This window comes from Vibrio ponticus (assembly GCF_009938225.1).
Classification (GTDB): Bacteria; Pseudomonadota; Gammaproteobacteria; order Enterobacterales; family Vibrionaceae; genus Vibrio; species Vibrio ponticus.
Map to the genome: position 1 here is coordinate 2,727,795 of NZ_AP019657.1, position 14,115 is coordinate 2,741,909.

General features: G+C 47.0%; 8 protein-coding genes, 3 tRNA genes and 3 rRNA genes. 6 read left to right on the forward strand and 8 right to left on the reverse strand.

What is annotated here, in order from left to right; genetic code table 11:
* Nucleotides 1–10: 10 nt before the first annotated feature.
* Nucleotides 11–130, reverse strand: a complete 120-nt coding sequence (lptM, locus tag GZN30_RS21480; RefSeq protein ID WP_408646813.1) for an LPS translocon maturation chaperone LptM — start codon at nucleotides 128–130, stop codon at nucleotides 11–13.
* A gap of 75 nt (nucleotides 131–205) precedes the next feature.
* Between lptM and cyaY the strand changes: the two genes are divergently transcribed.
* Nucleotides 206–520 (forward strand): iron donor protein CyaY, encoded by a 315-nt coding sequence (gene cyaY, locus GZN30_RS12290; RefSeq protein WP_075649177.1) that lies wholly within the window; start codon nucleotides 206–208, stop codon nucleotides 518–520.
* A gap of 52 nt (nucleotides 521–572) precedes the next feature.
* Here the strand turns inward: cyaY and GZN30_RS12295 are convergent, their stop codons facing one another.
* Entirely contained in the window at nucleotides 573–3,104 is a 2,532-nt protein-coding gene (locus tag GZN30_RS12295; protein WP_075649176.1) for a class I adenylate cyclase, read from the reverse strand.
* A 345-nt stretch (nucleotides 3,105–3,449) separates the two neighbouring features.
* Between GZN30_RS12295 and hemC the strand changes: the two genes are divergently transcribed.
* From hemC to GZN30_RS12320, 5 genes are all read left to right on the forward strand, one after another.
* Complete coding sequence (gene hemC / locus GZN30_RS12300; RefSeq protein ID WP_075649175.1) at nucleotides 3,450–4,388, forward strand: hydroxymethylbilane synthase; 939 nt, start codon at nucleotides 3,450–3,452, stop codon at nucleotides 4,386–4,388.
* A 5-nt stretch (nucleotides 4,389–4,393) separates the two neighbouring features.
* On the forward strand, nucleotides 4,394–5,149 hold the full coding sequence (locus GZN30_RS12305; protein WP_075649174.1) for a uroporphyrinogen-III synthase: 756 nt from the start codon (nucleotides 4,394–4,396) through the stop codon (nucleotides 5,147–5,149).
* On the forward strand, nucleotides 5,139–6,341 hold the full coding sequence (locus tag GZN30_RS12310) for a uroporphyrinogen-III C-methyltransferase (RefSeq protein ID WP_075649173.1): 1,203 nt from the start codon (nucleotides 5,139–5,141) through the stop codon (nucleotides 6,339–6,341). The genes GZN30_RS12305 and GZN30_RS12310 overlap by 11 nt, the downstream gene beginning before the upstream one ends.
* Nucleotides 6,341–7,522: a heme biosynthesis protein HemY gene (locus GZN30_RS12315; protein ID WP_075649172.1), complete on the forward strand. Its 1,182-nt coding sequence runs from the start codon at nucleotides 6,341–6,343 to the stop codon at nucleotides 7,520–7,522. Before GZN30_RS12310 ends, GZN30_RS12315 begins: the two co-directional genes overlap by 1 nt.
* 137 nt (nucleotides 7,523–7,659) lie before the next feature.
* Nucleotides 7,660–8,013, forward strand: coding sequence for a c-type cytochrome (locus GZN30_RS12320; RefSeq protein WP_075649224.1), 354 nt, complete (start codon nucleotides 7,660–7,662; stop codon nucleotides 8,011–8,013).
* Nucleotides 8,014–8,524: 511 nt separating this feature from the next.
* On the opposite strand, the gene GZN30_RS12325 is transcribed toward GZN30_RS12320, so the two are convergent.
* From GZN30_RS12325 to GZN30_RS12350, 6 genes are all read right to left on the reverse strand, one after another.
* Nucleotides 8,525–8,601, reverse strand: a tRNA-Asp gene (locus GZN30_RS12325).
* Between the two features lie 93 nt (nucleotides 8,602–8,694).
* Nucleotides 8,695–8,810 (reverse strand): 5S ribosomal RNA (gene rrf / locus GZN30_RS12330).
* A gap of 85 nt (nucleotides 8,811–8,895) precedes the next feature.
* A 23S ribosomal RNA gene (locus GZN30_RS12335) occupies nucleotides 8,896–11,783 on the reverse strand.
* A gap of 275 nt (nucleotides 11,784–12,058) precedes the next feature.
* A tRNA-Ala gene (locus tag GZN30_RS12340) sits at nucleotides 12,059–12,134 on the reverse strand.
* 44 nt (nucleotides 12,135–12,178) lie between these two features.
* Nucleotides 12,179–12,255, reverse strand: a tRNA-Ile gene (locus GZN30_RS12345).
* 65 nt (nucleotides 12,256–12,320) lie between these two features.
* Nucleotides 12,321–13,874 (reverse strand): 16S ribosomal RNA (locus tag GZN30_RS12350).
* Together the 16S, 23S and 5S rRNA genes with 3 tRNA genes alongside form the textbook arrangement of a ribosomal RNA operon.
* Between the last annotated feature and the right edge of the window lie 241 nt (nucleotides 13,875–14,115).

The window sequence follows — 14,115 nt, forward strand, 5'->3', positions numbered from 1 at the left end:
AAGTGCGATATTATTGCTGTGTTTGCTCATTTTGTTGAGCATCGTCAGGCATATAGAGTGGTCCTGTTTGACCACAACCAGTCAAACCTAACATCGAGATGATAAATAGAGCTAAGATTGATTTTTTCATAGGTCTAACCGTGATTATTCTTTCAATGCCCCCTATAATCGCACCACACTCAGGAAAAGCAATAGGATAGACAAGATGAACGAGACAGAATTTCATCAACTTGCCGATCAGCAAATGCAATTCATCGAAGAAATGATTGATGATTCTGGCGCTGATATCGACTATGAAACGTCTGGTAATGTGATGACCTTAGAGTTTGAAGATCGCAGTCAAATCATTATCAACCGCCAAGAACCAATGAAAGAAATTTGGTTAGCATCTCGTTCTGGTGGCTTCCACTTCGCTTATGTGGAGCAACAGTGGATCTGTTCTAAAACAGGCTTAGAATTGATTGCGATGGTGAAGCAAGAATGTGAAAAACACGCTGGTGAGACAATCGACTGGGTGTAACACTAAAAAGTGACAAAAAGTAAAAAGAGCACAAACGTGCTCTTTTTTGTTATTAGGCGTTAACCGCGCGATTAGGCTTTGAATAACTGGCCCCATCGTTGCGATATGGCACGATATAAGGGTCACCACCATCTTCGCAGTACACAATCTGATAGTATTGCGGCAAATTAAAGTTAATAAACTTCGAAGCAACAGCATTGTCATCACGGATAGAGGTGTAGAAGCTATTGACGCTGGCGATCATTTCATCTTTCTCGCCATTATACTGATGATAAACCTCAACGCGGTTAGCCTCATCAAGCACGTAAATGTTGAAGCCTTTGTCACTATCCTCAAAGAAGAACTGCACTAAACCTTCACTGGCACAGTTATCGACGACTTCTGGTAATTGATAGTCTTGCTCTTGATCGAGCATTAACAACGGTGAACCCTTGAGTTTATTGGTCGAAATGCTGCGGTAAAAATCCACCGAGTTTTCCAACATCTGCACTGATACACCACGACGCTCAAAGAACAAACCATACATCTGCTGTGCGATACGTAATGCTTTAAAACGACGACGTTTTTCTTGCTCGACAGGTTTCAAGCGTAAATCGATACATTCCGCCAGTAACTGATAAACCATGTTACGCATCACGCCGCGCATGTTTTTGCTGTAGCAGAACACGTCTACCGATTCTGGTGGCAGCGCATCTTGGTGCATTTTGCCCAGTACGGTTTTCAATGCGTCCAACATGGCAGTCTCACCTTTGAAGTGCAAAGTACGCACTTCATGCCAAGAATTTCGATAAACCAAATCCACACTGCCAACCAAACATTTCTGCTCTGGTCCGTAGCTAAAGATATCAATATTCTTTAAATCAACCTTGAGTGCCTTACCACTTAATTCAGCGGTCGGATCTTCTTCAAAGTTGATGAACATTGCCAGTTGGCTAATCTCACAAGGGCTTGCCAGCGCCTGCATACTTGGACGGCGCTTACGTAACGAGAAGGTGTTACGTAAATCGCTCACCATTTGGTAGAACTTATCGATATCCAGGTGGGCATCGCGGATCACCGCATTTAAGTGCGTTGACTCGGTAATTAAGCCGTTAAAGAACGCCCACGCCACCAACTTACTTAAGTATTCATTATGCTCAAGGTAAGGCTGACCTAAAATTCGATGCGGTTGCAATGGTTGTTTGTAGAGATACCAACCCGATTGATTCGTTCGCCCAGGCTGCACTTCAATAAAAGTTAGCTCGGGTTCATGCAAATCAGGCGAAATCTGAGGGTTAAGCAGAGTCACTTTACCCGGCAAAACCTCAAACGCGGCATAAAGCTTACGCGCCAGAATACTGATGTCTTGCGGGCTAATCGCCGAAGTGATGTCATTACGACGAGCAAACTGAATAAGGTTACGGTAGCTGAGCATCAATGCATCAAGTAAAGAGTGATGCACCACTTTGACCTGTTCCACTTTCCAGTGACGGCGATTATCGAGCTCTTCAATCACCTCTGGTTGCCAGTTCCATTTGGTGACCAGTTGCCCTAATGCTTCACGACGCCAAGGTACAGAGCCAGTGCCTGGCTCACGAGAGAGTTTTTCGTGAGTTTTTAGGTAGAAGCAACGACGCACAAGATCGAGACGCGTAGTATCACCGATACGTTCAAGGTAACGCGTTACTTTCTCAAGCATTAGGTAATACGCATCCATGCCATAGAGATCTTGCTCATCGGCAAAGAAGCGACGTTTGGTGTCTAAGCTCAGTAATTGAGCATGTGGGTACTCCCACGAATACGCTTCTAACAGAATCGCTTTCAATACCGATTTATAGGGTGAATCGATACTTTTATACAGCTGCCACAAGTTAGAGCCGAAGTATTCCTCCGCAGGAATTCGGTGCAATTGACCAAAGTCAATCCAAGTGGTGCAGTCGATGCTGCCGCGATTACAAAGTTCTTGAACGTATTCGTCGTAGCACTCTTCCATCTCTGGCGGCACAATTTGCCACAACAGACGTTGACCTGCGAGACGCACTGCACTGCGGTAAAATTCATCCAGCAACAGCATATGTTGCGAAGAACCACAGTTATCTCCGGTCATCTCCTCGGAATGGTTTGAGCGGAAACGATCAGCGTCCATGATGAAGAAATTGGCTTCAACACCTTGGCTTTGTGCCCAATCGGTGATTAACGAACATTTGTTATTAAGACTTTCGCGCTCATCATGCCCCATAGCCGGATCCACACAGACCCAAATGTCTAAGTCACTAGACGTGCTTTGACCTATCGATGAGGTACTGCCCATCGTATAAAGTGCGAGAATATCAGGAGTGGGATTCGCGGTCAGAGGCTGACCAATAGTAAGCTCGGTGTCTTCAACAAACTGCTGTTGTTGATGGTTTAAATCGAAGCCATAAATACCATGTGGCACATGCGCGTCGTAATAACCAGGGAAAACCGGATGGTTATAATGCAGAAGAGCAGGAATCAGGTGGAAGACTCGCTGAGCTTGCAAATCCATAAGCGCCAGCGCGCGTTCGATACGCTGCTGGTTCAAACTATCTAGTCGTTGAATTAACTTCTCAGTGTAAGCCTGCAAGGGAGATTCCTTGGTTATTTCCTATTATACGCCTTGCTCAATAAACAGGCTAAAGCGCCAACAAAACGTGATCAATCTATCATTTTTATTTTGATTGGTAAAGATTTGTACGATCGATTCTACATTGTTTTGTCTTTCAACATCCGTGAATTTCCTGCCCCTAGTTTGGTCTGTAACCGCCTTTTCTAATAATAACCTAGTTAACAAACGGGACTTTAATCACAATATTTTGACCAAACTGCGCTAACGCGAGTCCATTTGTTCATTCGATGCATTGATCAGTAAATTTTTTGCCCTCTCAGTGGTAGGATTAGCTTATCTATCACAATTTCAAAACAGGCGAATATGACAAATACGGCTCCAATTCGAATTGCAACGCGTAAAAGCCCACTTGCTCTATGGCAGGCTCACTATGTAAAAGATGCTTTGCAAGCCGCTCACCCAGGTCTCGAAGTAGAACTCGTGACTATGGTCACTAAGGGTGACATCATTTTGGATACGCCTCTGGCTAAAGTTGGCGGTAAAGGTCTGTTCGTCAAAGAACTTGAAGTAGCAATGCTCGAAGGACGCGCAGACCTTGCGGTGCACTCAATGAAAGATGTGCCGGTAGACTTCCCTGAAGGTTTGGGTCTCGTGACGATTTGTGAGCGTGAAGACCCACGTGATGCTTTCGTTTCGAACACTTACAACAATGTTGACGAACTGCCTCAAGGGGCGGTTGTGGGGACTTGTAGCCTACGCCGTCAATGCCAGTTGAAAGAATACCGTCCAGATCTTGTGATCAAAGAACTACGCGGCAACGTGGGCACGCGCCTAGGCAAACTGGATGCTGGTGAGTACGACGCCATTGTCCTAGCTGCGGCTGGCTTGAAACGTCTCAAGCTTGAAGAGCGTATTGCGAGTTTTATCGAACCAGAACAGTCACTGCCAGCGGTAGGACAAGGCGCGGTTGGTATCGAGTGTCGTCTCGATGACGAACGTCTTATCAAGCTACTTGAGCCTCTCAACCACATTGATACTGCAGATCGAGTTAAGTGTGAGCGCGCCATGAACCTGACCCTCGAAGGTGGCTGCCAAGTGCCAATCGGCAGTTATTCTCTACTCGATGGTGATGAGCTTTGGCTACGCGCACTAGTCGGCGAACCAGATGGCAGCGAAATCATTCGCGGTGAAATTCGTGGCTCTCGTGCACAAGCAGAAGAAATGGGCGTTAAGCTAGCAAATCAACTGCTAGAGAACGGCGCTCGTGACATCCTTACGCGACTGTACGCTGATCACGAGTAATTGCTATGAGCGTGCTCGTTACGCGACCAGGTAAACAAGGGCTTGCACTTTGTCGTCAGCTTGAAGAGCTTGGCATCAAAGCAATTCATCACCCTTTAATCACCATCCAGGCTGGAGAACAACTCTCCAGCTTAAAACAACAGTTACCTCTGGCTGATATCATTATTGCTGTCAGCCAGCATACGGTCGAATTCACCCACCAAGCTCTCACTAATGCCAATCTCAACTGGCCCAATACGGCAGTCTACCTTGCCGTCGGTCAAAAATCCGCGCAGTTTTTAAGCAAAGCGGTCAATCAGAAAGTACACTACCCTGAAGTTAGTGATAGTGAAAACTTACTGAACCTGCCTCTTTTACAACAAGTCTCTGGCAAGCGAATCATCATTTTAAGAGGTAATGGTGGACGCGAACTGATTTACGAAACTTTGAGGGAAAGAGGGGCGATCGTCGAGTATTGCGAGGTGTATAAACGTGAAAATCTCGCTTTCCACTCAGAAATTGCCGTACCTTTCTGGCAAGATAGGCAGATTAAACAACTTATTATTACCAGCTCGGGACAACTTAGCTTCTTCATAGAACAAATTGCACCACAGTATAGAGATTGGATTTTCCAGTTGGTGCTCTTGGTACCGAGTGAACGCATAGCGATTGAAGCGCGACGCGTTGGCTTCCAAACCGTCGTCAATACAGGAAGTGCTTCAAACAAAGATTTATTGGCATCTCTCTGGCCAAGGAAACAGGACGAAAACAATGACAAGTAAAAAGAATAACGATCAGGTTGAATCAGAGAACAAAACCGAACTAGCTCAAGAGCCAAGCGTCGACACTACCTCTCCAACTGACACTGAAACGCAAACTGAAGCAAAAGCTGAAACAACCCAAACTGAGCCCGCCAACCAACCAGCGCCTCAAGCGGAAGAAAAACATGGTAAGCGTGGGGTTAAGCTGGGTGCAATCGCGATTGTACTCTCTATCCTGTTTGGTGGTGGTCTGACTTACCACATGCAACAAAAAGACGCCCAGTATCAGGCTAAAATTGACGCTCTAGCGGCTCAACTACAACAAACCCAATCATCACTAACCAGTGAAGTCAAAGCGACTGAAGAAGCAACGCTTGCTAAAGCAACCGAAATCGCTCACCGCGCAGAAACGGTATTAGCACAGCAACAAAAGAGCATAGAAAGCCTGCAAATTGCTGTCGCGGATGTAAAAGGTCGTCGTCCGAACGATTGGTTACTGGCAGAAGCAGACTACCTCGTGAAACTGGCTGGACGTAAACTGTTCCTTGAGCATGATGCCGAGAGTGCCACGCTGCTGATGGAGAGTGCCGACCAGCGCATTGCAGCGCTCAACGATCCAAGCTTAGTTCCACTGCGTAAATCGATGGCTAATGACATCACAAAGCTCAAAACCATTCCTCTGATTGACCGAGATGGTTTAGTGCTACGTTTAACGGCATTGCAGCAACAAGTCGATCAGTTACCGCTGGCTAATGCAATTCTGCCTGAAGAGAAAGTGCAAGAAGCAGAAAAGGTATCGCAAGATATCAACGACTGGCAGCAGAACCTAAAGACGTCACTCAAAGATTTCTCAGAGAACTTCATCACCTTCCGCACGCGTGATGGCAATATCATTCCATTACTTTCTCCTCAACAGCACTTCTATCTTAAAGAGAATATGAAGGCGAAGTTGGAGACGGCGATCAAGGCTGTCTATGTTGAGCAACAAGAGATTTACACCGCTGCTTTAAGCACTGCAGAACAATGGTCACAATCGTTCTACGATCAAAATAGCAATGCTGTAAAAGAGTTCGATAAAGCACTAGAGCTATTAAGCAAGCAAACAGTTGAAGTGGAATACCCAGTTAAACTCGAAACTCAGCAAATTCTATCTGATGTCATTCGTGAGCGCTTGCGCCGTGAGGTAACAACCCTAGTGACGGAGGAAAAATAATGTTTCGACTGATATTTCTCTTCGCCGTACTCGGTGCTGGGCTATTTCTCGGTAGCCAATACTCTGGTCAGCAAGGCTATGTCTTAATCTCTGTGGCAAACCAAACCATAGAGATGAGTGTCACCACGTTAGTGATTTTTGTTATTGCAGCCCTAGCAGCTCTATTTGCACTCGAGTTTCTGATCAAGAAAGTCTTCTATGCAAGTTCAGCAACATGGAACTACTTCAGCGTGCGTAAGATGCGTCGCTCTCGTCGTTATACTAACGAAGGGATCATCAAGCTGTTAGAAGGTGATTTCAAAGACGCAGAAAAGAAAGTCACTCGCTGGGCAAATCATCACGATATGCCACTGCTGTGTTATTTAGTGGCATCTGAGGCTGCACAAGGACAAGGTGACAGTGCGAAGCGCGATCACTACCTTAAGCTTGCCGCTGAACAAAAAGATTCTCGTCTCGCGGTGGAGCTAACACGAGCAAAACAGCAACTGCGTGAAGGGCGCTTTGATGATGCCTTTACGACACTATCGGATCTCAAGGGCGAATTTCCAAATAATGCGATTGTGCTAAACCTGCTTAAAACCGTTTACATGGAACTTAAGCTTTGGCAGCCGCTATTAGACCTACTACCGAAGCTCGCTAAAGCAAAACTCATCACTAAAGAAGAACAGTTGCAGCTTGAGCAACATGCGCAGTGTGGCTTGTTAGCTGAGATTGCCGAACAGCAAGGCAGTGAAGGGTTAACTCAACATTGGAATGCGCTGCCACGCAAAGTGAAGAGCGATTTGCACCTGGTTGAATGCTTTACCAAACAACTGATCTCACGCAAAGCAGATGATAATGCGTTTACCATTATCAAAGAGACATTGAAGAAGCACCCTAATGCCGATCTATACAAACTTCTGCCTGAATTGAACTTACTTGATAGCCATCCAGCGGTGGTCTTTCTTGAAGATACACTGCGTAAAGATGGCAACAATGCTGAAGCGCACAGCGCACTGGCTCAGTTCCATCTACGTAGTCAGAAGTGGTCAGAAGCTCAGGAACATTTTGAAAAAGCCCTCGCGCAACGTTCCAATGTCTCTGACTATGCTTACTTAGCCGATGCATTAGAGAAACAGAACTTTAATAAAGCAGCGCACGAAGTATCAAAGAAAGCACTAACTTTAGTCAGCAGTAAATAGCTCAAGTAGCGTATCTAATACTTATAAAGCCGACCCTTAGGTCGGCTTTTTTGTATCTAAACAAACTGTTCAGAAACCATTCATAGCAGATAGCATACTTTATGTAGCACTACTCTAGGATGCTATGGATGATTCTCATGCAAAAGATTGCTACCGTTCTTATCGCTGCCACACTGATTATTTTGCCTTCTCTGGTTTTGGCTAACACGAATGCACCCAGTGCTGTCGAAAATGGTCAGAGAAACTACCAAGCACTTTGTTTAGCCTGTCATGGTGAGTTAGGGCATGGCGATGGCATAGCTGCACAAGCCCTAAATGAGCAACCATCGAACATTTATCAAGAGCTCAGCTCTTGGTTTGAATCAGAAGCTGAATTGATTGATGCCGTACTCAATGGCAATGAAGAGATGCCGGCTTGGGGTCATGAACTCAACGAGAAACAAGTGAAAGAAATCTTTGCCTATATTGAGTCTATCAATCAAGCCAAATAGATATTTCACGGTAGATGCGGGATGAGAGAAAGAGAGGTAAGAATTTAGAGTTGAGATTCGAGAAACGCCCGTCTAAAGATCGACATCAAGATCAACCACTCACTTGTTCTTTTCTCAAAGTGAAGCATCAAAGATGCTGAACGCTCCCGATTCCCTCATCTGTAAGTGAGGTGCTAGCCGAACGTTCTCACATCCCGAAGCACGATATCAATATATCGTGCGTTCCAATTTCACTTTCGCAGAATGTGAAAAAGCCCTGCTATTTCTTGCGGGCACGCCTAGCAGGGCTTCTCAATAAGTGGCGGAGTGGCTGGGCTGGCAATCCAGCGGGACTCGATTCCTTTGCAAAAGAAACTTTCCTTTAGACATTAAAAAACCCGACGCTTTCGCATCGGGTTAAATAAGTGGCGGAGCAGCTGGGCTGGCAATCCAGCGGGACTCAATTCCTTTGCAAAAGGAACTTTTCTTTAGATATTAAAAAACCCGACGCTTTCGCATCGGGTTAAATAAGTGGCGGAGTGGACGGGACTCGAACCCGCGACCCCCGGCGTGACATACTGGTATTCTAACCAACTGAACTACCACTCCGCAGCGGTATTTTTGCTAAATAAAGTCTTATGGTTAGGTAGCTTTATTTAGTTTTGCCTTCAGATTTTTCAAAATCTGAAAACAAGTAAGCAAGCCTGGCGATGTCCTACTCTCACATGGGGAAACCCCACACTACCATCGGCGCTATTGCGTTTCACTTCTGAGTTCGGCATGGAATCAGGTGGGTCCGCAACGCTATGGTCGCCAAGCAAATTCTTTAATTCGGAAAGCTGTTTTTAGTTCTTACACATTCAATGTTCTATTTGAGTCCAATCAAAACCCCTTGGGTGTTGTATGGTTAAGCCTCACGGGCAATTAGTATCAGTTAGCTCAATGCCTCACAGCACTTACACACCTGACCTATCAACGTCGTAGTCTCCGACAACCCTTTAGGATACTTAAAGTATCAGGGAGAACTCATCTCAAGGCTCGCTTCCCGCTTAGATGCTTTCAGCGGTTATCGATTCCGAACTTAGCTACCGGGCAATGCGTCTGGCGACACAACCCGAACACCAGAGGTTCGTCCACTCCGGTCCTCTCGTACTAGGAGCAGCCCCTTTCAATTCTCCAACGCCCACGGCAGATAGGGACCGAACTGTCTCACGACGTTCTAAACCCAGCTCGCGTACCACTTTAAATGGCGAACAGCCATACCCTTGGGACCGACTTCAGCCCCAGGATGTGATGAGCCGACATCGAGGTGCCAAACACCGCCGTCGATATGAACTCTTGGGCGGTATCAGCCTGTTATCCCCGGAGTACCTTTTATCCGTTGAGCGATGGTCTTCCATTCAGAACCACCGGATCACTATGACCTGCTTTCGCACCTGCTCGAACCGTCATTCTCGCAGTTAAGCGGGCTTATGCCATTGCACTAACCTCACGATGTCCAACCGTGATTAGCCCACCTTCGTGCTCCTCCGTTACTCTTTGGGAGGAGACCGCCCCAGTCAAACTACCCACCAGGCACTGTCCGTAACCCCGATTAGGGGTCGACGTTAGAACATCAACACTACAAGGGTGGTATTTCAAGGACGGCTCCACAAATACTGGCGTACTTGCTTCAAAGCCTCCCACCTATCCTACACATGTAGGGTCAATGTTCAGTGCCAAGCTGTAGTAAAGGTTCACGGGGTCTTTCCGTCTAGCCGCGGGTACACTGCATCTTCACAGCGATTTCAATTTCACTGAGTCTCGGGTGGAGACAGCGTGGTATCATTACGCCATTCGTGCAGGTCGGAACTTACCCGACAAGGAATTTCGCTACCTTAGGACCGTTATAGTTACTACCGCCGTTTACCGGGGCTTCGATCAAGAGCTTCGACCGAAGTCTAACCCCATCAATTAACCTTCCGGCACCGGGCAGGCGTCACACCGTATACGTCATCTTACGATTTTGCACAGTGCTGTGTTTTTAATAAACAGTTGCAGCCACCTGGTATCTGCGACTCTCAATAGCTCCATCCGCGAGGGACTTCACCGTCAAGAGCGTACCTTCTCCCGAAGTTACGGTACCATTTTGCCTAGTTCCTTCACCCGAGTTCTCTCAAGCGCCTTGGTATTCTCTACCCGACCACCTGTGTCGGTTTGGGGTACGATTCCTTACAATCTGAAGCTTAGAGGCTTTTCCTGGAAGCATGGCATCAATGACTTCACTACCGTAGTAGCTCGACATCGTGTCTCAGCCTTAAGAAGAACCGGATTTACCTAATTCTTCAGCCTACGCACTTGAACCTGGACAACCGTCGCCAGTACCCACCTAGCCTTCTCCGTCCCCCCCATCGCAATTGTAAGAAGTACGGGAATATTAACCCGTTTCCCATCGACTACGCCTTTTACTCGCCTTAGGGGTCGACTTACCCTGCCCCGATTAACGTTGGACAGGAACCCTTGGTCTTCCGGCGAGGAGGTTTTTCACCCCTTTATCGTTACTCATGTCAGCATTCGCACTTCTGATACCTCCAGCATGCTTTACAACACACCTTCAACGGCTTACAGAACGCTCCCCTACCCAATGAAGTAAACTTCATTGCCGCAGCTTCGGTTTATTACTTAGCCCCGTTACATCTTCCGCGCATAGGTGACTCGACTAGTGAGCTATTACGCTTTCTTTAAATGATGGCTGCTTCTAAGCCAACATCCTAGCTGTCTAAGCCTTCCCACATCGTTTCCCACTTAGTAATAATTTGGGACCTTAGCTGGCGGTCTGGGTTGTTTCCCTCTCCACGACGGACGTTAGCACCCGCCGTGTGTCTCCCGGATAGTACTTACTGGTATTCGGAGTTTGCAAAGGGTTGGTAAGTCGGGATGACCCCCTAGCCTTAACAGTGCTCTACCCCCAGTAGTATTCGTCCGAGGCGCTACCTAAATAGCTTTCGGGGAGAACCAGCTATCTCCAGGTTTGATTACTCTTTCACCCCTAGCCACAAGTCATCCGCTAATTTTTTCAACATTAGTCGGTTCGGTCCTCCAGTTGATGTTACTCAACCTTCAACCTGCCCATGGCTAGATCACCTGGTTTCGGGTCTATATCCAGAGACTGAACGCCCAGTTAAGACTCGGTTTCCCTACGGCTCCCCTAGATGGTTAACCTTGCCACTGAATATAAGTCGCTGACCCATTATACAAAAGGTACGCAGTCACAGGACAAAGCCTGCTCCTACTGCTTGTACGTACACGGTTTCAGGTTCTATTTCACTCCCCTCACAGGGGTTCTTTTCGCCTTTCCCTCACGGTACTGGTTCACTATCGGTCAGTCAGTAGTATTTAGCCTTGGAGGATGGTCCCCCATATTCAGACAGGATAACACGTGTCCCGCCCTACTCGATTTCACTGAACACACATCGTCAACTACGGGACTATCACCCTGTATCGTCGGACTTTCCAGACCGTTCGTCTAACGCGTGTAAAGCTTAAGGGCTAGTCCAATTTCGCTCGCCGCTACTTTCGGAATCTCGGTTGATTTCTTTTCCTCGGGGTACTTAGATGTTTCAGTTCCCCGGTTCGCCTCGCTACGCTATGTATTCACGTAGCGATACTAGCTTATGCTAGTGGGTTTCCCCATTCGGAAATCCCAGACTCAAGTGGCTTTTACTGCCTAATCTGGGCTTATCGCAAGTTAATACGTCCTTCATCGCCTCTGACTGCCAAGGCATCCACCGTGTACGCTTAGTCACTTAACCATACAACCCGAAGGAGTTTCGAGTTGATAATCAAATCACCAAAGTTGTCTGCAATTTTTATACATGATGCAGACTCGATTTTGCCGGACTCAAATATGTTTTGCTTTCGCAAAACCCAAGAACACTTGAATGTGTTTTTGTGTATTCAATAAATGAATACTTTGAGAACTTTACAAACAACAATAAATTGTTGTTTTGTCAGCTTTCCAAATTGTTAAAGAGCATGTTTCTTTCGAAACCATTTTTAAGAACACTTAAGCAAATGCGCTTAAAGATGGTGGAGCTAAGCAGGATCGAACTGCTGACCTCCTGCGTGCAAGGCAGGCGCTCTCCCAGCTGAGCTATAGCCCCATCAGTGTGTGATACTGTGTGCCAATCTTCTTGGGAAGGAAGATTGGTGGGTCTGAGTGGACTCGAACCACCGACCTCTCGCTTATCAGGCGAACGCTCTAACCACCTGAGCTACAGACCCAGTATCGTCTCTTAAACTTTATAAACCATCAATCTGTGTGAACACTCATCGCAATAATCATCGTATAAGGAGGTGATCCAGCGCCAGGTTCCCCTAGCGCTACCTTGTTACGACTTCACCCCAGTCATGAACCACAAAGTGGTGAGCGTCCTCCCCGAAAGGTTAAACTACCCACTTCTTTTTGCAGCCCACTCCCATGGTGTGACGGGCGGTGTGTACAAAGCGCCGGGAACGTATTCACCGTGGCATTCTGATCCACGATTACTAGCGATTCCGACTTCATGGAGTCGAGTTGCAGACTCCAATCCGGACTACGACGTACTTTTTGGGATTCGCTCACCATCGCTGGTTGGCAGCCCTCTGTATACGCCATTGTAGCACGTGTGTAGCCCTACTCGTAAGTAGTATGATGACTTGACGTCGTCCCCACCTTCCTCCGGTTTATCACCGGCAGTCTCCCTGGAGTTCCCGACATTACTCGCTGGCAAACAAGGATAAGGGTTGCGCTCGTTGCGGGACTTAACCCAACATTTCACAACACGAGCTGACGACAGCCATGCAGCACCTGTCTCATAGTTCCCGAAGGCACCAAAGCATCTCTGCTAAGTTCTATGGATGTCAAGAGTAGGTAAGGTTCTTCGCGTTGCATCGAATTAAACCACATGCTCCACCGCTTGTGTATTTTCGTCAATTCATTTGAGTTTTAATCTTGCGACCGTACTCCCCAGGCGGTCTACTTAACGCGTTAGCTCCGAAAGCCACGGCTCAAAGTACCACAACCTCCAAGTAGACATCGTTTACGGCGTGGACTACCAGGGTATCTAATCCTGTTTGCTCCCCACGCTTTCGCATCTGAGTGTCAGTATCTGTCCAGGTACCGCCTTCGCCACCGGTATTCCTTCAGATCTCTACGCATTTCACCGCTACACCTGAAATTCTACCCCCCTCTACAGTACTCTAGTCAGCCAGTTTCAAATGCAATTCCGAGGTTGAGCCCCGGGCTTTCACATCTGACTTAACTAACCACCTGCATGCGCTTTACGCCCAGTAATTCCGATTAACGCTCGCACCCTCCGTATTACCGCGGTTGCTGGCACGGAGTTAGCCGGTGCTTCTTCTGTAGGTAACGTCAAATCCATACGCTATTAACGCATGAACCTTCCTCCCTACTGAAAGTACTTTACAACCCGAAGGCCTTCTTCATACACGCGGCATGGCTGCATCAGGCTTGCGCCCATTGTGCAATATTCCCCACTGCTGCCTCCCGTAGGAGTCTGGACCGTGTCTCAGTTCCAGTGTGGCTGATCATCCTCTCAGACCAGCAGGGATCGTCGCCTTGGTGAGCCCTTACCTCACCAACTAGCTAATCCCACCTAGGCATATCCTGACGCGAGCGCCCGAAGGTCCCCCCTCTTTACCCGTAGGCATCATGCGGTATTAGCCATCGTTTCCAATGGTTATCCCCCACATCAGGGCAATTTCCTAGGCATTACTCACCCGTCCGCCGCTCGCCGCCCAACAAATCCCCCGAAGGTTCAATGTTGTCGCTGCCGCTCGACTTGCATGTGTTAGGCCTGCCGCCAGCGTTCAATCTGAGCCATGATCAAACTCTTCAATTTAAGATTTTGGTGACTCAATGAATACTGACTTCAAAACTGCTCTTACTCGAAAGTAAGAAGTAATTTTAAAGCTATTATCGTTCCAACAGAACGATAATGAATTGACTGTGCTAAGACCGAAGTCTTAATTGGTCACTCAGTTCATTGAAATCAAATTTGAAGCCTAAGCTTCTAATTGGATTATCATCAACGAGTGCCCACACAGATTGATAGGTTTATATTGTTAAAGAGCTTTGCTTTA

What these genes read in the sequence shown, in the direction of transcription:
- lptM (WP_408646813.1), bottom strand. Translation starts at nt 130, where the DNA reads ATGAAAAAATCAATCTTAGCTCTATTTATCATCTCGATGTTAGGTTTG.
- cyaY (WP_075649177.1), top strand. Translation starts at nt 206, where the DNA reads ATGAACGAGACAGAATTTCATCAACTTGCCGATCAGCAAATGCAATTC.
- hemC (WP_075649175.1), top strand. Translation starts at nt 3,450, where the DNA reads ATGACAAATACGGCTCCAATTCGAATTGCAACGCGTAAAAGCCCACTT.
- GZN30_RS12305 (WP_075649174.1), top strand. Translation starts at nt 4,394, where the DNA reads ATGAGCGTGCTCGTTACGCGACCAGGTAAACAAGGGCTTGCACTTTGT.
- GZN30_RS12310 (WP_075649173.1), top strand. Translation starts at nt 5,139, where the DNA reads ATGACAAGTAAAAAGAATAACGATCAGGTTGAATCAGAGAACAAAACC.
- GZN30_RS12315 (WP_075649172.1), top strand. Translation starts at nt 6,341, where the DNA reads ATGTTTCGACTGATATTTCTCTTCGCCGTACTCGGTGCTGGGCTATTT.
- GZN30_RS12320 (WP_075649224.1), top strand. Translation starts at nt 7,660, where the DNA reads ATGCAAAAGATTGCTACCGTTCTTATCGCTGCCACACTGATTATTTTG.